This is a genomic window from Acinetobacter sedimenti (assembly GCF_022601685.1).
GTDB lineage: Bacteria > Pseudomonadota > Gammaproteobacteria > Pseudomonadales > Moraxellaceae > Acinetobacter > Acinetobacter sedimenti.
In genome coordinates this window covers 1-25,563 of the sequence record NZ_JAKUML010000015.1, presented here as the reverse complement: position 1 = coordinate 25,563, position 25,563 = coordinate 1, and the positions used below count along the sequence as shown (strand labels likewise).

Annotated in this window: 27 protein-coding genes and 3 tRNA genes; 16 read left to right on the top strand and 14 right to left on the bottom strand. The window is 41.9% G+C overall.

The features are described from left to right. Positions 1–52 precede the first annotated feature (52 nt). A complete protein-coding gene (locus tag MKI79_RS09545; RefSeq protein WP_241572685.1) occupies positions 53–730 on the bottom strand; it encodes a hypothetical protein in 678 nt (225 codons plus the stop codon). A gap of 270 nt (positions 731–1,000) precedes the next feature. On the opposite strand from MKI79_RS09545, the gene MKI79_RS09540 reads away from it, so the two are divergent. After that, complete coding sequence (locus tag MKI79_RS09540; protein WP_407651628.1) at positions 1,001–1,867, top strand: energy transducer TonB; 867 nt, start codon at positions 1,001–1,003, stop codon at positions 1,865–1,867. Positions 1,868–1,896: 29 nt separating this feature from the next. On the opposite strand, the gene MKI79_RS09535 is transcribed toward MKI79_RS09540, so the two are convergent. Genes MKI79_RS09535 through rluD form a run of 3 tightly spaced genes read right to left on the bottom strand, consistent with a single transcriptional unit; the run spans position 1,897 to position 4,399 of the window. Further along, a complete protein-coding gene (locus MKI79_RS09535; protein WP_241572681.1) occupies positions 1,897–2,460 on the bottom strand; it encodes a flavodoxin family protein in 564 nt (187 codons plus the stop codon). A 15-nt stretch (positions 2,461–2,475) separates the two neighbouring features. Continuing rightward, positions 2,476–3,273 carry a peptidoglycan editing factor PgeF gene (gene pgeF, locus MKI79_RS09530; protein ID WP_241572678.1) on the bottom strand — a complete coding sequence of 266 codons (798 nt, stop codon included), beginning with the start codon at positions 3,271–3,273 and terminating at the stop codon, positions 2,476–2,478. Positions 3,274–3,286: 13 nt separating this feature from the next. Continuing rightward, the gene (gene rluD, locus MKI79_RS09525) at positions 3,287–4,399 is read right to left on the bottom strand and encodes a 23S rRNA pseudouridine(1911/1915/1917) synthase RluD (RefSeq protein WP_241572676.1); all 1,113 of its coding nucleotides are present in this window, start codon (positions 4,397–4,399) and stop codon (positions 3,287–3,289) included. Between the two features lie 70 nt (positions 4,400–4,469). Between rluD and MKI79_RS09520 the strand changes: the two genes are divergently transcribed. Further along, on the top strand, positions 4,470–5,546 hold the full coding sequence (locus tag MKI79_RS09520) for an outer membrane protein assembly factor BamD (protein WP_241572672.1): 1,077 nt from the start codon (positions 4,470–4,472) through the stop codon (positions 5,544–5,546). A gap of 162 nt (positions 5,547–5,708) precedes the next feature. Beyond that, the gene (locus MKI79_RS09515; protein WP_241572670.1) at positions 5,709–7,673 is read left to right on the top strand and encodes a DNA primase; all 1,965 of its coding nucleotides are present in this window, start codon (positions 5,709–5,711) and stop codon (positions 7,671–7,673) included. A 336-nt stretch (positions 7,674–8,009) separates the two neighbouring features. Here the strand turns inward: MKI79_RS09515 and hemA are convergent, their stop codons facing one another. Continuing rightward, positions 8,010–9,305, bottom strand: coding sequence for a glutamyl-tRNA reductase (gene hemA, locus MKI79_RS09510; protein ID WP_241572668.1), 1,296 nt, complete (start codon positions 9,303–9,305; stop codon positions 8,010–8,012). 78 nt (positions 9,306–9,383) lie between these two features. Between hemA and MKI79_RS09505 the strand changes: the two genes are divergently transcribed. The 10 genes from MKI79_RS09505 to panD all read left to right on the top strand — a co-directional run bounded on the left by MKI79_RS09505 (position 9,384) and on the right by panD (position 16,423). Further along, positions 9,384–11,348, top strand: a complete 1,965-nt coding sequence (locus tag MKI79_RS09505; protein ID WP_241572658.1) for a tetratricopeptide repeat protein — start codon at positions 9,384–9,386, stop codon at positions 11,346–11,348. 14 nt (positions 11,349–11,362) lie between these two features. After that, positions 11,363–11,938, top strand: a complete 576-nt coding sequence (gene lolB, locus MKI79_RS09500) for a lipoprotein insertase outer membrane protein LolB (RefSeq protein ID WP_241572656.1) — start codon at positions 11,363–11,365, stop codon at positions 11,936–11,938. A gap of 211 nt (positions 11,939–12,149) precedes the next feature. Then, positions 12,150–13,055, top strand: a complete 906-nt coding sequence (ispE, locus tag MKI79_RS09495; RefSeq protein ID WP_241572653.1) for a 4-(cytidine 5'-diphospho)-2-C-methyl-D-erythritol kinase — start codon at positions 12,150–12,152, stop codon at positions 13,053–13,055. A gap of 43 nt (positions 13,056–13,098) precedes the next feature. Then, positions 13,099–13,173 (top strand) — tRNA-Gln (locus MKI79_RS09490). A gap of 85 nt (positions 13,174–13,258) precedes the next feature. Beyond that, positions 13,259–13,333: transfer RNA gene (locus MKI79_RS09485), tRNA-Gln, on the top strand. 127 nt (positions 13,334–13,460) lie between these two features. After that, positions 13,461–13,535 (top strand) — tRNA-Gln (locus MKI79_RS09480). Positions 13,536–13,579: 44 nt separating this feature from the next. Continuing rightward, the gene (locus MKI79_RS09475) at positions 13,580–14,533 is read left to right on the top strand and encodes a ribose-phosphate pyrophosphokinase (protein ID WP_241572650.1); all 954 of its coding nucleotides are present in this window, start codon (positions 13,580–13,582) and stop codon (positions 14,531–14,533) included. A gap of 99 nt (positions 14,534–14,632) precedes the next feature. Next, positions 14,633–15,322: a 50S ribosomal protein L25/general stress protein Ctc gene (locus MKI79_RS09470; RefSeq protein WP_241572649.1), complete on the top strand. Its 690-nt coding sequence runs from the start codon at positions 14,633–14,635 to the stop codon at positions 15,320–15,322. Positions 15,323–15,329: 7 nt separating this feature from the next. Next, positions 15,330–15,923, top strand: a complete 594-nt coding sequence (gene pth, locus MKI79_RS09465; protein WP_241572646.1) for an aminoacyl-tRNA hydrolase — start codon at positions 15,330–15,332, stop codon at positions 15,921–15,923. Positions 15,924–16,042: 119 nt separating this feature from the next. After that, positions 16,043–16,423, top strand: coding sequence for an aspartate 1-decarboxylase (gene panD, locus MKI79_RS09460; RefSeq protein WP_241572643.1), 381 nt, complete (start codon positions 16,043–16,045; stop codon positions 16,421–16,423). 173 nt (positions 16,424–16,596) lie between these two features. On the opposite strand, the gene MKI79_RS09455 is transcribed toward panD, so the two are convergent. Next, entirely contained in the window at positions 16,597–17,091 is a 495-nt protein-coding gene (locus MKI79_RS09455) for a DUF1289 domain-containing protein (RefSeq protein ID WP_241572641.1), read from the bottom strand. A 191-nt stretch (positions 17,092–17,282) separates the two neighbouring features. On the opposite strand from MKI79_RS09455, the gene trhO reads away from it, so the two are divergent. Continuing rightward, a complete protein-coding gene (gene trhO / locus MKI79_RS09450) occupies positions 17,283–18,233 on the top strand; it encodes an oxygen-dependent tRNA uridine(34) hydroxylase TrhO (RefSeq protein WP_241572637.1) in 951 nt (316 codons plus the stop codon). A 67-nt stretch (positions 18,234–18,300) separates the two neighbouring features. Here trhO and lysM read toward each other — a convergent pair whose 3' ends face one another. From lysM to MKI79_RS09420, 6 genes are all read right to left on the bottom strand, one after another. Further along, entirely contained in the window at positions 18,301–18,774 is a 474-nt protein-coding gene (gene lysM / locus MKI79_RS09445; RefSeq protein ID WP_241572632.1) for a peptidoglycan-binding protein LysM, read from the bottom strand. Positions 18,775–18,973: 199 nt separating this feature from the next. Continuing rightward, positions 18,974–19,210 carry an acyl carrier protein gene (gene acpP, locus MKI79_RS09440; RefSeq protein ID WP_241572629.1) on the bottom strand — a complete coding sequence of 79 codons (237 nt, stop codon included), beginning with the start codon at positions 19,208–19,210 and terminating at the stop codon, positions 18,974–18,976. Between the two features lie 93 nt (positions 19,211–19,303). Then, on the bottom strand, positions 19,304–20,050 hold the full coding sequence (gene fabG, locus MKI79_RS09435) for a 3-oxoacyl-ACP reductase FabG (RefSeq protein ID WP_241572626.1): 747 nt from the start codon (positions 20,048–20,050) through the stop codon (positions 19,304–19,306). A 99-nt stretch (positions 20,051–20,149) separates the two neighbouring features. Then, a complete protein-coding gene (fabD, locus tag MKI79_RS09430) occupies positions 20,150–21,151 on the bottom strand; it encodes an ACP S-malonyltransferase (protein WP_241572623.1) in 1,002 nt (333 codons plus the stop codon). A gap of 222 nt (positions 21,152–21,373) precedes the next feature. Continuing rightward, positions 21,374–21,559: a 50S ribosomal protein L32 gene (gene rpmF / locus MKI79_RS09425; RefSeq protein ID WP_241572620.1), complete on the bottom strand. Its 186-nt coding sequence runs from the start codon at positions 21,557–21,559 to the stop codon at positions 21,374–21,376. A 61-nt stretch (positions 21,560–21,620) separates the two neighbouring features. Continuing rightward, a complete protein-coding gene (locus MKI79_RS09420) occupies positions 21,621–22,181 on the bottom strand; it encodes a YceD family protein (RefSeq protein ID WP_241572615.1) in 561 nt (186 codons plus the stop codon). Between the two features lie 99 nt (positions 22,182–22,280). Here MKI79_RS09420 and MKI79_RS09415 point away from each other — a divergent pair, with 99 nt between their 5' ends. Together MKI79_RS09415 and MKI79_RS09410 are read left to right on the top strand one after the other, a co-directional pair. Beyond that, positions 22,281–22,910 carry an elongation factor P hydroxylase gene (locus MKI79_RS09415; RefSeq protein WP_274619078.1) on the top strand — a complete coding sequence of 210 codons (630 nt, stop codon included), beginning with the start codon at positions 22,281–22,283 and terminating at the stop codon, positions 22,908–22,910. Between the two features lie 106 nt (positions 22,911–23,016). Then, the gene (locus tag MKI79_RS09410; RefSeq protein WP_241572611.1) at positions 23,017–23,634 is read left to right on the top strand and encodes an L-threonylcarbamoyladenylate synthase; all 618 of its coding nucleotides are present in this window, start codon (positions 23,017–23,019) and stop codon (positions 23,632–23,634) included. Positions 23,635–23,636: 2 nt separating this feature from the next. Here MKI79_RS09410 and MKI79_RS09405 read toward each other — a convergent pair whose 3' ends face one another. Next, entirely contained in the window at positions 23,637–24,377 is a 741-nt protein-coding gene (locus MKI79_RS09405; protein ID WP_241572607.1) for a GNAT family N-acetyltransferase, read from the bottom strand. Between the two features lie 72 nt (positions 24,378–24,449). Beyond that, positions 24,450–25,367 (bottom strand): serine O-acetyltransferase EpsC, encoded by a 918-nt coding sequence (gene epsC / locus MKI79_RS09400; RefSeq protein WP_241572603.1) that lies wholly within the window; start codon positions 25,365–25,367, stop codon positions 24,450–24,452. Positions 25,368–25,563: the final 196 nt, after the last annotated feature.

Here is a 25,563-nt window from a genome sequence, read left to right as displayed (position 1 = left end):
TACGATGAGATATATGTTTCAAAATGTGTCGTAATTTGTATTTTGTACACATTTAATCACGAATTGGCGTGATCTGATCATCATCAAGCTCTTCCAATTCCCAGTCTTCAAAGATTTTTGGCGATTGATTGCGCTTTAGCACGGCATCGAGATTGACATTGGTTTTGAGGATTAACTTAGTTTCACGTAGTACGCCGTGATTGACTTGCACTTTTTGCAAAGTATTTGTGACTGGTTTTAGACGACCAAGCCAACGATTTAAGCTCAAATACAGCAAACCATGTTTCATTTCGACGATACGATATTTCTGTAAAATCGGACCGAGCGGATCTTTATCTAAAACTTGCTGATAAAAATACAACGCAAAACGCACCGCCATATTTTTAAGCTTGCCTTGAATACGTGCTTCGATCACTTGAGTTTTTGAAATCTGCTCAAAGACAAGATATTGCTGATCTTGATTAAAAATCATCTGAACCAGCTTTAAATCTACCGACAACGAGGCATAGATACCTGCCACATTGACGGTTGCATAGAGACGTAACCAGTCATCATAGAGGTCTGCATGTAAGTCTTTGAGCAGTCCGACATTGTCCGTAACGTACTTTTGAAATGTCGCATTGAGCAGATTTTGCGACACGGTAAAGCTTCGCTCTTCTTCGATAAAATCCTCAGTCTGCTGATAAAGATTTCGGGCGACCGTCGCAATTTTCGACACAATACTAGACATATATTTGTTCTACACTACTCAATTTCGGGCAAAGTATATTCGGCTATGATGCGAAATACATTGGCAATGCTTAAGATTGTGCTTAAAATACTGCGCATACTCAAGCCGTCGCAGTCATTATTTCTCTTTTTCTCTAAAATAGTTGTAAATGATGATCAAAATATATGGCGATGCAAGCAACGAATATTTAATAATGGCGAATATTACAAGGTTGTTGACATAAAAAAGGATTCAGGGGTGAGTCAAAGCAAACGGGATTACTTCCAGTTTATCCACACACAAACCAAGCTGACGCATTGGTGGCAAGATCCGCTTTTTATTACCGCGCTTATCATTGCGATTGCTGTGCACGGTGCAATTGGTAGTACATCTTTTATTGCAGGTAATGCCGCACCGATGGCGACCAAAGATGTCACAATTGCCGTCAACTTAAATAAAGATAAAGTCAAAGACAGTGATTTTGTTGCGCAACATGATCAAACAGGTGACGGTGAGCTCAAACAGCTTCATGCGCAAACCAGTCCAATTCCCAATGCAACGCCTGCCGCCTCTGAGGGCAAAGAGCAACAAGAGATGCTTCAACAACTCTCACAAAAACAACAGCTCGATTTCCAAGAACGGATGCTGATGACCACGCTCAGTTGGCAAAAACAAAGCCAAGAAGATGAGCGGAAAAAGAAAGTCGATGAGCTACAAAGTCAGCAAGAGTCACGTGCAGCGATGATCGCCAGTATCGAAGCACAATACGCACAGCGTCATCAGATGTACGCCAAAAAGCAAAAAGTCAAAACCATTACAGGGATTCAAGCCAAAGCAGATGCTTCGGCGGAGTATCTCGATCGCTTCCGCCAAAAAGTCGAAATGTTTGGTAATCGTTATTATCCTGAAGCTGCGAAACAACAAAAGCTATCAGGTGAAGTGCGGTTAATGGTGATTTTGAACTCGCAAGGTGGTATCCGTGCAATTCGCCTATTACAGAGTTCAGGCAGTTCAGTGCTTGATGAAGCCGCAAAAGCCTCTGTACGTCGTGCCATGCCGTTTGGTCGTTTCGACGCAAAAATGAAAGAGATTAGCGAGCTACGTATTGTCCGTACTTGGCGATTTGATGCGCAAGATTCAGTTTTTGATGTAGAGTGATTTTAGTTTAATATTGTAAATTCAAAATTCTATTGCTTTAAACTGACTAAATATTTCCCAAACTGGACAGCAGTTTCCAAATCGCCCTCTGGTGGCGTCACTTCAACACTGGCATTATCGGATTGTGTCATTAAGCCTAAAAAGCACGACATGCGGTTAATATCACTTGGGCCACGTCCTGTCGGCATAAACGGTAAGCCTGCCCACAACATACCGTGTTGCATGGCAAACAGATTGATTTGCTGAATCACCGCAAGCTTGTCACCACTTAGCCCACCACCATTGGTAAATCCTGCAGCAATCTTGCCTTGCCAAGTCCGAGCGAGCCAACGCTTGGATGAGGCTTCCATAAAAAGTTTTAGTTCTGCAGTCAGACTACCCATATAGGTCGGACAACCCATAACAATAATGTCTGATACATCGAGTGCTTCCCATTGCACTGCGCTAACAGGCATTGCGATGACCTCGGCACCTGCAAGCTCAGCACCTTCTGCAATATGTTGTGCGACTTTTTCGGTATGTCCATAGGCACTATGGTAGACGATACACATCTTGACTGATGCGCCAAGCACTGCTGATTCGATCACAGACATGAAAAATAAATAAATTTAAATGGTTGCATCTAGTTTAACATCTTTTGCTCGAATAAATATAAAAGTCGCCATGCGCCCTGTCGTGCTATTTCGACGATATGAATAAAATTTATCCGGTTCTGCAAAAGTGCAATGTTCACCACCTGACACATTTTCCACACCAAGCGCAGTAAGTTTTTTTCGGGCAATGCTGTATAAGTCTGCTAAAAATTTTCCATTTTTCTGCATTAAAAAATCGTTTTCAAAATCCGCATTTTCTTGCACAAATGTCGCTTTAACTTCTGCTCCCACTTCGAAATGCTGTTGGCTAATCGCCGCACCCATCCATGCAAAATAAGGTTGCGACCACATTTGCTTGACAGTCGCTTCGATAATGCCTCTGGCAAGCCCTCGCCAACCTGCATGCAGACATGCCACTTCTGTCCCATCTTGGTTACACAATACGATCGGTAGACAATCCGCCGTCATCATCATCAAAGCGACACCTTGCTCGGATGTCACTAAGCCATCACCCTCTAATAGTTGTGTATTTACCGTCGAATCTATACGGTGAGCGATCGTACTATGCGTCTGACTAAGCCAGTGCAATTGTGTCGCACCAAAAGGCTGTAGTGCTTTTAATAAATGAAAACGATTGCGTTGCACTTGCCTTGCATCATCACCAACATGCAATGCCAAGTTTTGTTGTAAATAGCTTGGATGCAAATATGGCGATGCGTTGTCAGTTGAAGGATCAATGACCGATACCGTCTGCCCTGCATAGATAGTGCTAGGTAGACCTTGTGCAGTGAGCCAAAGCTTTGAATCAGTCATTTTGTCCTCAAACTCAGCCATTTTTCAATTGATCTTCATCTTCAAGCAAACTCACCAATTGCTCAAAATCACTTGGCCACTCGGCTTCAAATTCCATTTCCTCACCTGTACGTGGATGAATCAATCCAAGCGCACGTGCATGTAAAGCCTGACGTTTAAAGTTTTGTAGATAATTGGCGAGTTCTTGAGAAACACCTTTTGGCAATTTTAATCGTGAATACGTCGGATCACCGACCAATGGATGACCGATATGGCTGAAATGCACACGAATCTGATGGGTACGCCCTGTTTCAAGCTGCGCTTGGATCAAACTAAAATGCGTATAACGATCAAGTACATTGTAATGTGTGACTGCATCTTTTCCGCCATTGACCACTGCCATCTTAGTACGATCCACTGGATGACGTTTGATCGGTGCATCGACTGTACCACCTGCGATGATGTGACCATAGCAAACCAAATCATAGACACGATAGACCGTTTTTTTTGAGAGTTGACGAGTTAAGTGATGCTGAGCTTCTAAGGTTTTGGCGATGACCAATAGACCACTGGTATCTTTGTCGATACGATGCACTAAGCCTGCACGAGCCAATTCCCGAGATTTTGGATAATGATAAAGCAAGGCATTGACCAAAGTTCCAGTGTGATTGCCTGCACCAGGATGCACTACCATACCTACAGGTTTATTAATCACCAGAATGTCGTCGTCTTCATAGACAATTTGTAATGGAATATCTTCTGGTTGACTACTCAGCTGTGGTGCAAGCTCAACATCTAAAGTCAGCACTTCTGTACCATCGCTACGTGCTTTGCCTTTGACCTGTTGTCCATTGACCAACAATGCACCTTCTGCAATCCACGTTTTTAATTTCTCACGTGAGAAGTCATCCCAAACTTGCGCTGCGATCTGATCGAAGCGTTGTCCAAGAAAACAATCCTCCAATTGACATTGCCGCTGAATATGCGTAGCTTGCGTATCCAATGCCTGTTGATCTGAATGTTGCGTTTGATCAAGTGTTTGATCGGAATTTGGATTGATGTTTGGATCGAATATCTCTTGAACATCATCTTCGAAATCGTCAGGATGTTGTGTCGAAGAATTTTGTGCAGATTGCGTTGAAGTCATTTGCTCACATTTCAATAAAAATGGTTTAATACGCCTATTGTAGCTGATTGCCCAGTCTAGAGGAGTTTTTATGTCGCTGTCGCGTTTGAATATTTTGGTATTATCCCTATCGGTGGGCGTTTCAGCTGCTTTGGTCGGGTGTAATAGCAACCCAAGCAAAGTCACGGACACAGGACCAAAATCGAGCGAACAAGCCTACTATGAAAAGGCACAAAAAGCTTTAGAACGTGGGCAATATACCGAAGCAGGCGAACAACTCCAAGCTTTAGACACTTATTTTCCAACTGGACGTTATACACAACAAGCTCAACTTGATTTGATGTATACACGCTTTAAGCAATCAGACTACCCTGCTGCGATCACTTTGGCAGAGCGTTTTATTCGACTCAATCCACAGCACCCGCAAGTAGACTATGCCTACTATGTACGTGGCGTATCGAATATGGAGCAAAACTACGATGGATTGCTTCGCTATACCTCACTCAAACAAGCGCATCGTGACACCAGTTATTTAAAAGTTGCTTATCAAAACTTCTCTGACTTTATTCGCCGTTTTCCAAGTAGTAAATATGCGGTGGATGCTGCACAGCGTATGCAGTTTATCGGTGAAGAACTTGCTGAAAGTGAAATGAATATTGCACGATACAACATCGAACGTAAAGCATGGGTTGCTGCGATTCAACGTAGTCGTTGGGTACTCGAATACTATCCACAAGTCCCTCAAACACCTGAAGCGATCGCAACGATTGCCTACGGTTATGACCAACTTGGCGATACGGCAACAGCAAATCAATACAAAGAATTGCTCCAAGCGAACTACCCTGGTTTACTCGAAAAAGATGGTGATGTTGATTTAAGTGCTGCTCGTAATGAAGCCAGTATTGTCAACAAATTGACGCTAGGTATCGTTGGTCGTTCTGCGAAAAATACATATGCGACTGAATCAAACATGAGCCAGCCATCAAATACAAACACTGAATCATCTGATGAAAGCAGTCAGCGTAGTCTAATGAATCGTTTAAGCTTTGGTCTATTGGGTGAAGATGGTCAATCGACAACTGAAAGCTCTGAGATTGAAAGTCCTGAAGTTGAAGCAACCGTAGAAAATACAGCCACCGATGCTGTCGCAGACAATACTGCTGAATAACTTGAACACATGATTTAAACTAAAAATCCCTAAACAACATGTTTGGGGATTTTTTTAATTTTGAATGGGAAGTCTGCTCACGATCACGCTTGCAATTCACCCATTAGCTCGCCACAATAAACCAACTCTCAATTTTATCCTTTCATTTTTTGAAGAAAAATTATGGCAATTCCACAGCATACGATTGATCAAATCCTCGATCGCACGGATATTGTCGAGCTGATTAACCAACGGGTCAAACTGAAAAAAACAGGACGCACCTACTCAGGCTGTTGCCCTTTCCATCAAGAAAAAACACCCTCGTTTCATGTCTACCGTGACAAAGCGTACTATCACTGCTTTGGTTGCCAAGCCAATGGTAATGCCATCAAGTTTTTGATGGAAATAGATAATCGTCCTTTCATTGATGTGATGAAAGACTTGGCGCAACATGCAGGCATCGAATTACCTAAAGATAACTTTGCCGCAAAATCGGCGACGTATAAACGCCAACCAAAACAAGCCAAGCCTGCTCCGAGCTCTAGCGATAAAACTAACAACAAAACAAATGAGCACGTTCCGTCTAATGATCCTCCTGAGAATCAGGCATTTGAAGCGCAGAATTATGTAGAGCAGAGTCATGTAGAGCCAAGTTATGTAGATCAGGGTTATGATCAATATCAACCCGACGCATTTTTTTATCCTGACGATGCACACTTCGATTTTCATCAGCAAGGGTTTCATGAACAGCCTCAAGAAGCCAGCCTATATGATCTGCTTGAAGCAGTCGCAAACTATTACCAACAACAGCTGAAACAAGCACCACATGCACAAAATTACTTTCAAAATCGAGGACTCAGCCAAGACACCCTAGACAATTGGCGTTTAGGCTATGCGCCGACAGACTGGCAACATTTAGAACAAGCCTTTCCGCAAGACATCGAAGGCTTAAAACTGGTTGGCTTAATCCGTGAAAGTGATCAAGGTCGTCAATTCAACTTACTGCGTGATCGGGTCATTTTCCCCATTCGAGATGCCAAAGGGCGTGTGGTCGGTTTCGGTGGTCGTGCTTTAAACGACGAGATCAAACCGAAATACATCAACTCTCCTGACTCAGAAATCTTCCATAAAAATCAATTGCTATATGGTTTATACGAAGGACGCAAAGCCAAAGCCGAGCAGTGGCTGATGGTCGAAGGCTATATGGACGTGATCGCATTGCATCAATCAGGCATTCATGGTGCGGTTGCGACTTTGGGTACCGCAAGTAATGCAGAGCATTTAAATATTTTGTTTCGACAAAATAACAGCTTAACACTTGCCTTCGATGGGGATAGCGCAGGTCAAAAAGCCGCATGGCGTACTTTAGAAATCGCCCTGCCATTGCTTGAAGATGGTCGTCAATTGCACTTCTTTATCCTACCTGACCAACATGATCCAGATTCATTGATTCAAAGTATTGGACAAGAAGCCTTTTTAGAAAAACTCGGGCAATCACCATTATTATCCGACTTTCTCTATGCACAGCTAACTCAACGTTTTGATATCACCTCACCCGAAGGCAAAGGGCAAGTGATGGGCGAGTTACGCCAACTTAGCCAACAATTACCCAATGGGTCGTATAAATATCTACTCTCTCAATCATTTAAAGATCGGCTTGGCTTTGGTCGTCGTAACGCAGAAGCCAATAGCAATGACTTAAATCTAAGCTTTGGCGGTATTGATCATAGTCAGCTTTTGATGGTGTTGTTATTACATTTTCCAAAGTTGTATAAAGCATTTGAAACCTTGCGAGCTTTACTCCCTGAACAGTCTTTGATTAAACATTTTTTAGATACTTTAGATCGTATTGAAGAACAATTGCCACAAGATGTCGAAGCTTGTCGAGCCTTCGTGCTTGGCGCATGCAGTCATCTTCACCCACAGCTTTTACCGCTACTCAATAAAATCCAACTCTCACAGCTTGGCATGGATCACCCTGAAGATATTAATAAACATGCTGAAGATTTATATCATCGTTTACAGGTTGAGTTTTTACGCAAAAAACTAAAACAACCTGCATCAATTAAGGAAATGCACAATCTCAAACAACAACTCAATGATGCGTATAAACAACTGAGTCGTTCAGAAATTCGAGTGGAGTATTAATAATACCCTCCCTACCCCTCCCTTAATTAAGGAAGGGAACTCCTCCCCTAATAAGTAATGCTGATCAGTTAAGCGTAATTTCATTATTGCTGATTTATAAATCTCCCCCCTTGCGAAACAATGTTTCTCATCTTTGAAAAAGAGGGGAGCACCATTGAATTCAACACTGTATTAAATGTCGAAATACTCCCTCCTTTGAAAAAGGAGGGTTGGGGAGGATTAAAAATGCTTAACTGACTGGTATTACCCCTAATAAGGGGAGGTTGGGTGGGGTTTGTTTAAAAAGATTCTTTTGATGAAAAACTTTATGCATAATTTTTCATAAAGTTCAAATATTTATTTCTTATTTAAATCTTTCAGTGTTCGAGCATGTTGCTCAATATCCAATACGGTTTGATTGAGCCATTCAAAATGCGTTGGATCTTCTGATTTTGCTGCTTCTCGGAAAAGCTTTGAGGGAATGTGAAGCATTTTTTTGGTTAGTCGATAAGACATTGCTTCCAATAATGCTTCAGGTTCAGCACCTTGTTTGAGCTGTTCTAGAGCGAACTCAAGCTCTGCCTGACGTTGTTGTTCTGCGACTTCACGATAATGGTGAATTTCACGCCCTGCTTGATGAATCTTTTCATTGATGACGAACTGCGAAGCCAGTTGCGATACCATTACTTCAGCATCTAAAGCGGCTTGACGACGCTGCACCATATTTTCATCTATAACCGATTGCAAGTCATCAACACCATACAGATAAATACCATCAAGCTTATTAACCTTATCATCTATATCTCGTGGTACAGCTAAATCAACCATCAGCATCGGCTGATATTTACGCTGTTTTAAGGCTTTTTTGACATCATCATAATGAATCACTTGATGTAAACTGCCTGTGCAACTTGATACCACATCCGCACGGTGCAACTGCATTGCCAATTGATCGAAATCAACCACTTCAACAGCGACACGTGCACCGAGCTCTTGTGCAAGATTTTCTGCACGTTGTCGAGTGCGATTGCAAATAATGATTTTTGCCACACCCATTTCCGCCAAATGCTTTGCGACTAAGCTATTCATCTCGCCTGCGGCAACGATCATGACAGTGAGTTCAGACACGTGGCTAAACACTTGCGACGCAAGTTGTGCCACCGCATAGCCCATCGAAATGGCATGTTCACCCACAGCAGTTTCAGTGCGCACACGCTTCGCAGCGTAAAATGCAAACTCGAATAAGCGGTTGAGATTGGTAGATACTACGCCATTGTCTTTGGCGAGTTGCAGTGCAGACTTGACCTGACCTAAGATTTGTGGCTCGCCAAGCATCAGAGAATCTAGTCCGCCTGCGACCCGCATCAGATGCGTCATGGCTTGCACATCTTCATAACGATATACATGTTGTAACAGCGTCTTGACCTCAAAACCATTAGACTGCGCTAACCAATTCAGCACTTGGTCGGGCTGTTCGGTCATCGCATAGACTTCTGTGCGGTTACAGGTCGATACCACGACTAGATCATTGAGATCGGGGTGATTTTGGTTTTGAGCAAAGAGCGCACGCAAGCGTTCAGCATTGAATGCGATTTTTTCTCGTATCTGCACGGAAGCTGTATGGTGATTGACGCCGATCGCAACAAAATTCATAGCACTTCTTCAATCAGCAAAGTTGTGATAAAAAGATAGACATAAATGAAATAAACCATGACCCAAAATGTGGACTTCATGCCAGATAATCTAGCGCAAAATGACTCGTTGCAAAAACGCAAAGCGCAAGAAAAGCCTGTACAAAACAGGTGGCTACGCTTCGCAAAAAAGCATTCTATCACATTCCTGATTTTAGGAAGTATAGCCTATGCGTCATATTCTTGGGCTGATAATAAATCAATTAAAAATATTGCAATAACAAATCAAGAATCTAATCCGCAACAGCTCGTCAACGATCAGTCAAATTCAGAACAACAGATTGAGCAAGAAGAAAAACTTGCTGAGCAAATGAAAGCCCGTTGGCAAGCGAATACTTCCACTGAAAACCCTGAACATGAAAATCATAAGTTAAATAAAATCAGCCTGAATGAAGACAATATTTTTCTGCCTGTCTTTGTTGCGGAATTTGCGCTCAGCCAAGATCAAGTTGAAGAGTCTTTGACTACTTATCAGGCTTTAGTCAATGAATATAATCAACCGATGATCAATGAGCGTGCTTTAGATTTGGCACTCAAAGCAAATGATATTCCAAGAGCATTGTATATCGCCAAAGTGTGGGTAGACCGCTATCCTGAAGATACCCCTGCGCTGTTTTATTTGGCGCATTTATCTTTACGTGCGAAGCAATATGAACTTTCGGCAAAGACCCTTGATCGTATCTTACAGCTCGACCCGAATGCCAATATCGAAGGTATATTGGCAGGGATTTACCCTGAATCTGCCGAAGCACGTCAAGAAATGTTGAATGCGTTAAATTCGGTGGATAAAAAGCAAAATCCATCCTTATTGGTCATGATCGCAGGTTTGGAAGCTGAAAATCTGCAATATGAATCTGCACTCCACAAAGTTAATCTCGCACTGAAACAACGTCCTCGTGTACCTAGTTTTATTATTCTCAAAGCGAAATTGTATCTTGCCTCAAATCAAGAATCCCGTGCCATGCGTTGGCTATCATGGAAAAGCTTTTTTCAGGACACTCCTGATGTTGATCTTTATCAGGTTCAACATTTATTAAAGAAGAATCAAACAGATAAAGCACTCCGCAAACTGCGTCGCATGGTACGTAAATATCCTAACCATGAACAATTACTGTTTCTTGCAGGGATCACCAGTATTGATGCTAAGCAATATCAGAATGCAGGCAATTATCTAAAACGGCTACAAAACTCTGCGCAGTATCAAGACCAAGCCAATTATTATTTGGCGGTCAGTGCAGAGCGTAATCAGGAGATTGAACAAGCAATCAAACTGTATAAAGCAGTCGATGGCAATCTCTATCCTGTCGCTCGAAAAAATTTGACCAGTTTGTATTTAAAGCACAATCGTTCCACCGAAGCGATTCAACTACTCACTCAAGAGCGTGTCAGCCATCCAAGCCAATCTAGTTTTCTCTATCAACTGCAAGCACAGATTTTGCAAAGTGTAGGAAATTCTTCACAAGCCTTGATGTTACTTGACGAAGCCTTGCAACAAAACCCAAATGATGCCGAGTTGATTTATAGTCAGGTACTCTTGCTCGATCCATTTAAAGATCGTGATCGCTTGGATTTTGCCTTAAATAAACTGTTAGAAATTGAGCCGAATAGCCCAACTTTTTTAAACGCTTATGCTTACACTTTGGCACAGCAAAACCGCAAACTTGATCTTGCACGTCGTTATGCCGAACAAGCTTTAGTCTACGCACCACAACAAGCCTCCATATTAGATACACTTGGTTACGTGGCGTACTTGCAAAGCGATTATGATGTTGCAGTACAAGCATTGGCTCAAGCATATCAACTTGCACCTAGCTTAGGCATTGGTATGCGCTATGCCAAAGCTTTGTATATTCGAGGTGATGTTGATCGCTTTAATCAAGTCTATCGTGATCTAAAAACAGCACACCCTGATGCGACTGAGCTTGATCAACTGCTTGAATTTAATGCGCCAAACATTTCACCAGATTTGTCTAAATCTTTTAAGACACATTCACATCATTCTTAAAAAGAGTATTTCCATTGATCAATTTACGTATTTCTAGCCTGCTTTTGTGTTTAAGTTTAACTGGTCTAGTTGGTTGTCAAACGATTAAAACTGCACCATCAATTCCTGCCAATAGCAATGTGCCAAGTGCAGAACAATTTAAAATCACTGGAAAAATCGGTGTCCGCACACCAAAACAAAATGGTTCAGCATTCTACGGTTGGACACAAGTTGGCGATCAATTTGCCATTGATTTGACTGGTGCGCTTGGTATTGGACAAACTTCGATTCGTGGTCAAGCAGGCGATGTCACACTCACCAGTAGCAAGACAGGTACGATCAAAGCAGAAACACCTGAAGAATTACTCTTTAAAGCTACAGGTTGGCAAGCGCCGATTACGCACCTCATCTCTTGGGTGAATGGTCAAGCCGTGACTTCATCAGCAAAAGTAGAAAAAGATGCACAAGGGCGCAATGAATCCATTCAAGAAGGGGGTTGGTCGGCGACATTGCATTATGAAAATGAGTCTGCAAAATATCCAAACAAGCTCAATTTGATTGACGATGCACAAGAAAACCGTGTGACCTTAACCATTCAAAGCCGTGAATAAATTTTAAAAATATAACGGTTAAGTAATTTTAGGGGCAAAGCCCCTAAGTTTACCCCGCTCCAACATTCGCCTTTGTCGACTGGTGGGACAACATGAAATTAACGTGTAAATCGTATCCTTAATTTCATTTTTTAATGTGTATAGATATTTATTGCTTTTGTAGATTAAGATACTTTGTCAATTCACTTTAGTAAGCTTCATCGCCCTTCATATGTCTGAGAATCTCTTTTCACCAATTTGCGTCCCCTCACCTGCAAAGCTCAATCTGTTTTTACATATCACGGGACAGCGTGACAATGGCTATCATGAGTTGCAAACCATTTTTCAGTTGATTGATTTACATGATGATATTTATTTTCAGGTCAATCAAAGTGATGCGATTACACTTAGTGATGCCAATGCCGTCGATGTGGCAATAGAAAAGAATTTGATCTACCGTGCAGCGACTGCGATTAAACCCTTTGCCCAGCTTGCACATGCAGGTTGTGAGATTCGATTGGATAAACGCATACCGATGGGTGCAGGTCTAGGCGGTGGCTCATCCAACGCAGCGACGACATTATTAATTTTAAATGAATTATGGCAATGTCATCTCTCACAACAACAGCTCATAGAAATTGGTACTTCTCTAGGTGCAGACGTGCCAATTTTCATCGTAGGAAAAAACGCTTGGGCGGAAGGCATCGGTGAAATCATCACACCAATTGACGACTTACCAACTCAGCAATTTGTCATTATAAAACCTGATTGTTTTATCAGCACTCAGGCGTTATTTTCTCAAAAATCATTGACAAGAAATACAAAGCCCTCTAAATTTGCCGCCTATCAACAGAATCCAAGTCTGTTCGGGAACAATTTTGAGCCACTCGCTCGGGAGCTGTACCCACCAGTAGATCAAGCTTTTCAGTATTTAAATCAATACGGTCAAGCCAAACTTACTGGTACAGGAGCTTGTGTATTTCTTGAGTTTGCGCATGATGTACAAACCATTGGTGTTGATGTACAAGCGATTGCAGATAGTTCGCCTTTTCAGGCTTATCTTGCAAAAAGCTTAAATACATCGCCAGTATTGGACTACATTGGTGCTGATTTAAGTGATTCTAGATCATTGATTTAAGCAGTATTGATTTTCAAATTAATCGCTTTAAATCAGAAAAGTTAGGGGCGTCGCCAAGTGGTAAGGCAGCGGGTTTTGATCTCGCCATCCGTTGGTTCGAATCCAGCCGCCCCTGCCATTATTTTTCAATTTGATTTAGCCTGTCACTTTGAAATACTGAAGCTTTAGAACTCGGTTTTTCTGATTGATAATACTTATGCTATAGGGGCGTCGCCAAGTGGTAAGGCAGCGGGTTTTGATCTCGCCATCCGTTGGTTCGAATCCAGCCGCCCCTGCCATTTTTAATGATGTTTTCTAAATATTTTTTCTACATTTATAAGCATCTTTAAAATGCATAAGTCATCTTTCGCACAAGCCAATCATGATTGACAAAATGATGATTTCGCTATAAAGTGCACACGCATTAGGGGCGTCGCCAAGTGGTAAGGCAGCGGGTTTTGATCTCGCCATCCGTTGGTTCGAATCCAGCCGCCCCTGCCATTATTTTATACTTCTTATCTAGCCAAACACATTAAGGGTCCCACATGCCCAATCTTGTCGTTTTTAGTGGAAATGCGCATCCACAATTCGCCCATAAAGTTGTTAGCCACCTCCATATTCCTTTGGGTTCTGCCCAAGTTGCCACTTTTTCTGACGGTGAAATTTCTATTGAAATCACTGAAAATGTTCGTGGTAAAGATGTCTTTATCGTGCAACCAACTTGTGCACCAACCAATGACAACTTAATGGAAATCTTGGTCATGGCAGATGCGTTGCGCCGCTCTAGTGCGGGTCGTATTACTGCGGTGATTCCTTACTTTGGCTATGCACGTCAAGACCGTCGTCCACGTTCTGCACGTGTACCGATTACCGCAAAAGTGGTTGCAGACATGCTCACTACAGTTGGTATTGACCGTGTCGTAATGATCGATTTGCATGCCGATCAGATTCAAGGTTTCTTTGATATTCCAGTAGACAACATCTACGGTACACCTGTACTTTTGGCAGATTTACGCCAACAGCAATATCACAACCTTGTTGTGGTTTCTCCTGACGTGGGCGGTGTCGTTCGTGCACGCGCAGTTGCTAAGCAAATGGGTGACATTGACCTTGCCATCATTGACAAGCGTCGTCAAAAAGCCAATGAATCTCAAGTGATGCACTTGATCGGTGATGTCAAAGACCGTGATTGTGTGATCGTCGATGATATGGTCGATACGGCAGGGACATTGTGCAAAGCTGCTGAGGCACTGAAACAATTTGGCGCACGCCGTGTTGTTGCTTATGCAACGCATCCTGTTTTATCAGGCAAAGCCATTGAAAACTTGAAGAATTCTGTAATTGATGAATTGGTTGTCACAGACACCATTCCACTTTCTCCAGAGATTCAAGCTCTACCAAATATTCGTCAAGTATCGGTGTCTTCAATGGTTGCTGAAACCATTCGACGCATCAATAATGAAGAATCTATTAGCGCAATGTTCGATACTTATATATAATAATGCGCTTTCGAGCCCGATGGATCTCGATTCATCGGGTTTTTTATCGTTGAATTGGTCGCAAATTCAACATGTCATTCACTTTTTGAGGATATCTCAATGAGCAATTTTGTATTAAATGCAAACGCACGTGACACTGCACATGAAGGGAAAGGTGCGAGCCGCCGCCTTCGTCGTGAAGAAAAAGTTCCTGCAATCATCTATGGTGCTGGCAAAGAGCCTGCTTCAATCACTTTGGCACTTCGTGAAGTTGTTAAAGCAATTGAAAGCGAAGCATTCTTCTCTTCTATCGTAACGATCAACGTTGACGGTAAAGAAGAACAAGTGATCATCAAAGCGATGCAACGTCATCCTGCGAAAAACACACCGATGCATGCAGACTTCCTACGTGTGAAAGCTGGCGAAGCGTTAACTGTAAACGTACCTTTACACTTCGAAAACCAAGAAACTTCTGTTGGCGTTAAAGCTGGCGGTATGTTAATGGTGAACTTAAACGAAGTTGAAGTGAAAACTTTACCTCGCAACCTTCCAGAATCTATCTCTGTAGACGTTCAAAACTTGGCAATTGGTGATGTTGTTCACTTGTCAGACCTTAAACTTCCAAAAGGTGTAACGATTCCTGCGCTTGAGCAAGGCGAAGGCCATGACCAAGCAGTAGCATCTATCACTGAAGTGCGTAAAGCAGCTGAAGATATTGAAGCTGAAGCGGCTGAGGCGGAAGTTGCAGAAGCACAATCTGAAGAAGCTGAGCAACCTGCTGCAGATTCTGAAGAGAAAAAAGACGAGTAATCGCCTGATGAGTGATCGTGACAATTCGCTATCGCTCATTGTCGGTTTGGGCAATCCGGGTTCGGAATATGCCCAAACTCGACACAACGCTGGCTTTTGGTATGTTGAGCGTCTTGCAGACAAATACAACATTCCTCTGAAAAATGACAGCAAATACCACGCTATCTCAGGACGTGGTACAATCGAAGGACACGATGTTCGTTTACTCCTTCCTCTCACCTATATGAATAGATCTGGTCAAAGTGTTGTTCCCTTTGCCAAATTTTATCAAATTATCCCACAACAGATTCTCATTGTGCACGACGAACTCGATATGAACCCTGGTGTGATTCGCCTTAAAAATGGTGGCGGTCATGGTGGTCATAACGGTTTAAAAGATATCGTCCCGCACATTGGTGCAGATTTCTTACGATTGCGTATTGGTATCGGACACCCTGGCAGCAAAGAGCGTGTTTCTGGGCATGTGCTGAGCAAAGCACCAAGTTCAGAGCAAAAGCTAATGGATCAAGCGATTGACCATGCTTTGGCACAATCTAAATCACTTATTCAAGGACAATTTCAGCAAGCCATGAATGCGATTAATGCTTTTAAAGTTGTTTAAAATTTAATCAAAATGTGAAATCGGCTTGTATTATCCTTGTAAAACTTGCAAAATGCACAACTTAATGGTTATGAGCTCATGATTGTTTTGATCATGACATCTTGTTGAGGAGCACTCCCATGCAATCCCGCTTATTAAAATGCAAAATCCACCGTGCAATCGTCACTCAAGCCGAGCTGCATTATGAGGGATCCTGTGCAATTGATGGCGCATTGATGGATTTGGCTGGTATTCGTGAATATGAAGAAATTTATGTTTGGAATGTCACCAATGGCAAACGCTTTGCTACTTATGCAATCCGTGGCGAAGACAACTCTGGCATTATTTCAGTGAATGGTGGCGCAGCACATCAAGCTGATGTCGGCGATATTGTGATTATCGCTACTTTTGGCAACTTCGACGAGGCTGAAGCCAATCGTCACAAACCTCGCTTAGTCTATGCAAACCCAGACAATACTGTGAGCCACACAGCCAACTGTATTCCTGTACAAGTCGCATAACGCATTTTTAAAAATTCTGAATCAAGCATCGTCATCTAAACTCAAAGCCCAAGCTGTTTATTTCGAGTTGTTTATGCCGATGCAATAAAAAACCTTGAATCTGTATGATTCAAGGTTTTTGCATTTCGTTTTATGACTAGTTTTTAACCTGGTTTATATCTTGTTTTGAATAGTTATTCTTCATCGAATTCATTGACATTTTGCTGGATAAAATTGGCACGTAGCCATGCCACTTCATAGCTTGCTTGGGCAAGATTTAACACACGTGCTTCAAACAATTTCCATGTGGTTTTAATTTGAGAAGACTCTAAACCCAAACCACTCTCATCAGCAAAATTGACATTTTTTTCGCACAGCTTCAACGCATGATAGAGCTTACGCCCAAGACTTGCATTTGGCATCAGTCGAATGCGTTTATGGGTGAGAAATGCTTCAACCGTTGCTAATTGATATTGTGGCAATAATGGCACGAGGATTTGATCGAGCTGTGCATCTAAGCGTTGCCAAATCGCTTGCTTCTGTGCATTGCTATAACGATTCCAATTGATCACTTCATGGTTAAATCGCCGGCAACCGCGACATACACTATCTCCAAATACCGTCGAGCACCGCCCTGCACAGGGTGTCAGTAACAGTGGCGTTTCGGCTTTGATGATTAGGTTGGACATACAATTTTGCTCAATAAACTTCACTCAATTAATCCATAACAGTTATATGGAATTATCGCTTTCTGAATTAGATTCCGTTAGAATAACGCACATAATATTTTTATCAACTTGCTTTTATACACTCGGTTTGATCAACCAGTTTGCTAAGCACATTTATTGCTCACATCATTTATATTCGGAGTATCTATCCCATGACTGCTACTGTAGAACAGCTTGCACCTGTCGCAGAGCTCGCAACATCGTCAGCACAAAACACTGCCACTTGGATCGTTGCCGCACTGTACCAATTTCGTGAAGTTTCAAACCCTGCTGACTTACGTGAGCGTTTACTGAACTTGGTTCAAAGCATCAACCTCTGTGGTACGCTGATCGTAGCAGTTGAAGGGATTAATGGTACTGTGGCAGGCGATCGAGAAGCGATTGATCGTATCCGCCAATTCTTGCTCAACGAAGGCTTTAATGCGATGGAATACAAAGAGTCGCTGAGCCAAGAAAAACCATTTCGCAAGATGAAAATTAAACTGAAAAAAGAAATTGTCACTTTAGGCGTCGATGTGAAACCACGTGACTTGGTTGGACATTATCTCAATCCGCAAGAGTGGAACGACATGATCAGCCGTGATGATGTGATCTTGATTGATACACGTAACGACTACGAATACCAAGCAGGTACCTTCAAAGGCGCAATCGATCCAAAAACTGAAAGCTTCCGTGAATTTCCCGAATATGTAAAACAACAACTGGCAGAACATAAAGATAAAAAAATTGCCATGTTTTGCACAGGTGGGATTCGCTGTGAAAAATCAACATCACTCCTTTTGCAAGAAGGTTTTGATGAGGTTTATCACCTCAAAGGTGGGATTCTAAAATACCTCGAAGAAATGCCAGCTGAACAAAGCTTATGGCAAGGTGAATGTTTTGTATTCGATGGTCGTACAGCGATGACGCACGGTCTTGAAGAAGGTAAAAATGAAAAATGCCATGCTTGCGGTTGGTCAACTACACCTGAAGAACGTGCCCTGCCAAGCTATGAACACGGCGTATCTTGTCTGCACTGCATTGACAAAACCACAGATAAGCAAAAAGATGGCTTCCGTATGCGTCAGTCGCAGATCGTGACGGCTAAGCGTAAGCGTCTTTAATTCTTAAGCAATAATTCCCTGCAATAAAAAAAATCGCTCAATTGAGCGATTTTTTGTGACAACTTATTTAAGCAGGTATACGCAATACTTGACCTGGAAAGATTTCATCAGGGTCTTTGAGCATAGGTTTGTTTGCTTCAAAGATTTTTGGATATTGATTCGCGTCGCCATACACTTCTTTGGCGATTTTCGACAAATTGTCGCCTGATTGTACCGTGTAGAATTTACTTTCAGGTTCAGCCGTCGCTACTGTCATTTGATCATCAACACGTGCTACATGATCAACATTACCCACAACGAGAATCGCTTTTTCACGAGCAGCTTGTGATGGTGCTTCACCTTTGAGCGTTGCGAGGTCTGTGGTGCTGTTATAGCCAACAGACAAACCTGTGATGCCCAAATCCAAACCTTTCACCAAGCCAAGTAGTTTATTTGCAGTTTCTTGTGCAGATGGTTCACTTGCAGCAGGTGCATTTGGTTGTTCTACTGGCTGTGCGTTATTCTTTTTGCCGATGCCTTTTACAAAATCAAAAAAGCCCATATCAATCTCCATTTTCTTAATATACCAAAATCGGTTCTAAATTTTTAGCCTGATTCAAAGACCTACTCAAGCGAAGAAAATACTCATTCGTGTAATGTTTTGTAAGGTCAATACCGTCACTTTGAAAATATTGCAAAAAAAATTTTAGCCATAAAAAAGGTCGCAATATGCGACCTTAAAATATCTTGATTTTTTTAAATTAACCAAGCTTTTCTGTAATGTAATCAATTGCAGATTGAACTGTTGTGATTGCATTTGAGTCTTCATCAGGGATGGTAATGTCAAAGTCATTTTCAAATGACATCACTAACTCGACTAGATCTAAAGAATCAGCACCTAAATCATCCATAAAAGATGCTTCATTTTTGATTTCTTCAGCATTGACACCGAGTTGTTCAGCGACTGCTTGTTTAACACGTTGTTCGATATCGCTCACAGGAATTCTCCTCATTGCTTGTGGCGTTTTGTTCTCGCCTTAGTTTAGATTAAAAATAGATAATGTCAAAGCCAATTACGTGCCTAAACAGAATCATGACATATACATGCCACCGTTGATATGCAACACTGTACCTGTAATATAACTGGCACGATCACTGGCTAAATAGCTAACTGCATCCGCAATATCTTGGGGTTGACCCAAACGATTTAAAGGGACTTGGGCAATCATTTTTGCTTTGACATCTTCTGCTAAAGATTCAGTCATGTCTGTGGCAATAAATCCAGGGGCAATCGCATTGACAGTGATCTGACGGCTACCCATCTCTTGTGCAAGACTACGCCCAAAAGCTTCGATGCCTGCTTTAGCCGCAGAATAGTTGGTTTGTCCGCCATTAGCGAAGTGTGCAACCACCGAGCTAATATTAATAATGCGTCCGAACCGTGCTTTGGTCATGCCTTTTAACACTCGTTTTGATAAGCGATAAACGGCTTTAAGATGCGTATTGATCACTTCATCCCAATCATCTTCATTCAAACGAAGTAATAGATTGTCTTTGGTAATGCCTGCATTATTCACCAAGACCAAGACATTGCCATACTCTGCTTCAATATCGCTAACGATTTGTTCGATCGCATCTTTATCACAGACATTCAGCACCTTGCCTACACCGCAGTCTGCGCCTTGAGTAGTTAGACTTTGGCTAATACCATCTGCGCCTTGTTGTGACGTTGCTGTACCCACCACAAAGAATCCATCTTGGGCAAGCTGTGCCGCAATCGCCGCACCAATTCCACGGCTTGCACCTGTCACGAGAGCTACTTTCTTGGTGTCGCTCATTCAGTATTCCTTTTATTCAACATTTCGATTTAAAAAGATCTCGTTAATTCAGTTTCTATCCAATCTGAAAATAAGTTTCAATCTAAAAAATAAATAAGTTTATGCTTCAATTGCTTTGATTTGCTGTAAAGCATCTTCAAAACGAGCAACGGTATCTGTTGGGAAAACCTTTTCCACAAATGCTAAGCGTTTCGCCAAATTGCTCAAGACATTACCCGAACCGCATTCCACCAAATAGTGAATACCATTTTGCTCAAACGCATCTAAGGTCTTCGTCCATTGCACAGGTTGATACAACTGATTAATCAACGCTTGTTTCAAGCCATCAACATCTGTCGCTACCGCTGCATTGACGTTGTTGATCACTGCAATTTTTGGCAACTGAAGCTCAACTGCATTCAACGCATCACTAAACTGCTCTGACGCACCTTTCATCAGGCGACAGTGTGAAGGAACAGACACAGGCAAGACAATGGCTTTTCCGCTCAATTCCTTCGCATGAGTCATGGCAACTTGTACCGCTTCGGCATCACCTGCGATCACCACCTGACCTTTGGCATTGAAGTTGGCTGCTTCGACTTGCCCTGCACCAACTTGTGAAGATGCCTCACACAATTCAATCACTTGCTCATCACTTAAACCGAGAATCGCCGCCATCGAACCTTGACCATGTGGCACGGCTTGTTGCATCAACTGACCACGACGGTTTACCAATTTTACTGCATCAGCTAAAGTCATTGCTTCTGCTGCGACCAGCGCACTATATTCACCGAGTGAATGCCCTGCCATATATTTTGGCACAACGCCACCCTGCTCTAGCCACACACGCCATAGCGCAATACTTGCCGTGAGTAATGCAGGTTGAGTAAATTCGGTTTGATCTAAATGTTTATCTAGGTGCTCACCTGACTGGGCTATCTGCCACAGATCAAAACCAAGCGTATCCGATGCTTCTTGAAAGGTGCTGCGAATACTTGGATATTTTTCAGCAAGTTCTGCCAACATACCGACTTTTTGCGAGCCTTGACCAGGGAAAACAAAAGCTGTTTGTGTGGCGCGTTGCTGTGAATCAGATAATAAAGATTGAAATGATGATGACATAAAGAATCCGTGTTATATCAACTTTTAAAATGATTTAAGCTTATCAAGCTCCACTGACTTGTCTAGCATCAAAACTGACTTTTTATTGTTTTTAGGTGTTTTTTTAATTGGCAAAAAAGATGATTTGTCATCTTTCATTAAATTTATAGGAGCATCTTTTGAGCATTAAAAAAGGGAGCATTTGCTCCCCCTTTTGCATCGCACTAACTGTGAGTGTGCCGATTATTCTGCGTCAGTTGCCTGAGCGAATAATTGACGACCACGGTAGATACCGTCTTTAGTTACGTGGTGACGACGATGTGTTTCACCAGTCGTTTGGTCTACAGTTAGAGTGCTCGCAGTCAAAGCATCATGAGAACGGCGCATATCACGGCGAGAGCGGCTTTTACGGTTTTGCTGAACAGCCATGAGTGGCTCCTTTACAAATACAAAAATGGATCAAACAATCAACGGGCGCAAGTATAGCACATTATGAACCCAATTTACCCTTCAAACCTGCCAAAACATCGAACGGATTATCACGTTCTGCTTTTTCTTCAGTTTGAACAGTTGGTCGATGTTTGTGTTCACAAGCGTCATGCTTAGGTGAGTTTGGCATCGACAATAACAGTTCATCTTCAAGTAAAGCGATCAGATCGATAGTCGCAGGAGCATTCATATCCCCTTTGGTCGTTCCGAGGTCTTCACCTAAAATAATGAAATCAGCATCCTCATCCAAGAAATCTAACTCACGATCATCATCGATTAAGGCAACATGTACATCTGTTTCAAGTGGCACATCGACTTGATCCAAACAACGTTGGCATCGAAGTGGCACACTCGCTTGCAAATGTGCAGTCAACCAAGCAATACGATGATAAGCATCTAAGGATAACTTACATTCGACCTGTACCGATCGATCATCAATTGATCCAATCGCCTCATGTGCAATACGAGTAAAGCGAGATAATGGTAGTTGACCTGACCATGTATAACCTTGCTCTGCCCATTTAAATGGCTCAATCTGTGTCGGAAAGGTATTTGCTGACATAATTAGGGACGCAATTCTACAAATTCATCAAACTAATGTCAAAGATTAAGATACAATTTCGCATCCAAATTTTGTATTGTTTGAGAGAAATTAGTCATTATGAATCCGTCGCAAGCGAAAAATATCGCTTCTACAACGTCTTCGGCTCAAAATATTCAATCACTTAGCTCATGGTCTGTGTGTCACAGCGAAGCCATGCAAGTGGATTGGCTAATTTTACACTTTAATCAATGGTTTTCCCACCACAATGTGATTTTAGTCCGTGGTGAGCATGAGCCTGAATATTTTCCCGCAACAGCAGATTCTCCTGCCAAGATTCAGTTTGCGCACGGTTTCTTTAATAGTGCACTGCATGAAATCAGCCATTGGTGTATCGCAGGCGCAAAGCGTCGTACTCAAGCTGATCTCGGCTATTGGTATGCACCTGATGGTCGAAGCGAATCACAGCAGATTTTATTTGAACAAGTTGAGGTCAAACCACAAGCTTTAGAATGGTTATTTGCCAAATCTTGCGGGCGACCATTTCGAGTATCACTCGATAATCTGACTGGCGAAGGTGGTGATGGGAAGGCATTTAAAGACAATGTATTTACGCAAGTACAGACTTTTTTAAATGATCCGCAAAGTATTCCTAAAGATGGTTTTGCACTCATTCAACATTTATGTGTAGAAATTCGAGATGGAAAATTTTTAGAAATTGGCGAGTTTCAACGGTCTGACTTAGACTAAAAATATTATGACAGCCCAATACAAGTTTTTTGATCCATGCCGTATTCTGAATGGGTATTGTGAAAAAGTGCTATAATTAAACGATTCCATCTTTTGGACAACTACTATGTTGCATCTACGCATACACCCTGACAATCCTCAGCCACGCTTAATCAGCCAAGCAGTTGAGCGAATTCGTGCGGGCGATGTGGTGGTCTATCCAACTGATGCAGCCTATGCGATTGGCTGTCAGATTGGAAATAAATCGGCAATGGATCGAATTTCACAGATTCGTGGGCTGTCTGATAAACATCAATATGCAATCATTTGTCAGGATTTATCGGACATTGCGACCTATGCCAAAGTTGATAATGCGATGTATCGTTTACTCAAAGCCAATACACCTGCGATCACCACCTATATTTTACCTGCCACCAGTGAAGTGCCACGTCGCTTGATGCACCCAAAGAAAAAAACCATTGGGCTACGCATTCCAAGCAATCCCATCGCGCAAGCCTTACTCAAAGAGCTTGGCGAGCCGTTGATTACCAGTACGCTGATTCTGCCTAATCAAACTGATCCGCTTGATGATCCTTTTGATATTGAGATGCAACTGGGTAAACGTATTGATGTGTTTATTGATGGTGGACTAGGTATGCTTGCGACCACCAGTATTATTGATCTTTCTCAAGAAAACCCCACGATTGTGCGTCGAGGATTGGGTGATGTAAGTGCTTTTGAGTAAATTTAAGCTAAATCTATAAACTTATGAATTAACTCGATTAACTTGTTATTTTGCAAACCATCTTTATCAAAATTATCCACATTCAACCAAGCCTCATATCCTTTTTGAAGGATTAACCATTCATCATCCAATATTGAAAACCATGCTGTATTACGGTTTCGTCCTTTATAAATCCGATCTTGCCGAAATAGACCTTCATAAGTGAAACCAAAGCGTAATGCCGCATTCTTTGATGGCTGATTTAGATCATCACATTTCCACTCTACTCGACGAAACCCTGACTGAAAGCTCGTATATAGCAATAGATAGATAACCTCTGTTGATACTTTTTGACGGCGTAGCTCATGTGAAAAATACACATTACCAATTTCTATTGCACCAACTGCCACACGAGCATTCATTAAGGCAATATAACCAAGCAATCGACCATCAACTTCTATGAAGTAATGAATACAATTTTCAAAGCCAAAATTTTTTTCTAAACAATCTAAGAGTTGTTCAGCATTGATTGGTTTTTCATAAGGTAAATAAGTCCAACAACGCTCATCAGGCTCGCTCTCAATCACTTGATAAAGTTGATTAATACGATTTCCCACATCATCCAATCTTTGAAAAGGTATAAGTCGTACTTGACTTTGACCATTCAAAACCTTTTCTTCAATCATTTGAAAATGTGTTTTATCAACAAGTTCACCGATAGGTTGTTGATATTCATTCAAGCTGTTTTTTTGATAATTTTTCATGTTCTAGCACTTTTTGATGTTAGAGGCATACAGTCAAATATCTCTGTGTTCGACTGTTCCCATTTTTCATTTTTAAATCTGCTGTTGTGATTTAACCTGATCACAGTTTTGCTGTAACACTTGACTAAATGGCGCAATGCTCTGCGTCAGCCATACATTTCCGCCGATGGTTGAGCCTTTACCAATCGTCACTCGCCCAAGTATGGTTGCCCCTGCATAGATCACCACATCATCTTCCACGATCGGATGACGTGCATAGTCTTTTTTCAAACTGCCCGCTTCATCAACTTCAAAGCGTTTTGCGCCCAAAGTCACGGCTTGGTAAATCCGTACATTTTTGCCAATGATGCAAGTTTCACCAATCACCACACCTGTACCATGATCAATAAAGAAACCTTGTCCAATCGTTGCGCCAGGGTGAATATCTATCCCTGTAGCTGAATGCGCTTGTTCAGAAATTATTCGTGCTAATAACGGCACGTCAGCATAGAGCTGATGCGCCAATCGATGATAAATAATCGCAAGCATCCCTGGATAAGTTATCAATACTTCATCGACGCTTCGTGCCGCAGGATCACCCTCAAAAGCAGCGCAAGCGTCAGTATCCAATAATCGACGAATTTGTGGCAGTTGATCGGCAAACTCTTGCACAATCTGATGTGCTAAGTTTTGTTGCTGTGCCAAATCTACAGATTTTTGTTGACGACGTTGGTCATATGACAGTGCCAAGATCACTTGTTGTTTTAAAGCGTTCAGTACTTTATCTAGCGCATAAGCGATATAAAAATCTTCACTTTCCTGTCGTAAATCTGTAGGGCCAAGACGCATTGGAAATAAGATACCGCACAACTCATTGACGATGGCTTTTAACGCATTTTTTGATGGTAACTCTCGCCCACCATACTCTTTGGCACGATGCTGTGATTCTCGCCAATCGTGGCGAGCCTGTTGTAAACCATCAACGACTTGTTGTACTTGCCAATGTGCCAATGCAATCTCCTTGAGCAAAATCAGTCAAAACTGTATTGAGTAAAATACTCAAACAACTATTGGATTAATTATACATCTTCAACAACTCGCCGAATATGCAAATTGTTTGTACATATTTATAGGGTCTAGATAACTTTACCACAAATCAAAAGGTGCTAAAGTTACGCTATGACTGGGTTAAACAAGTATTGTAAGC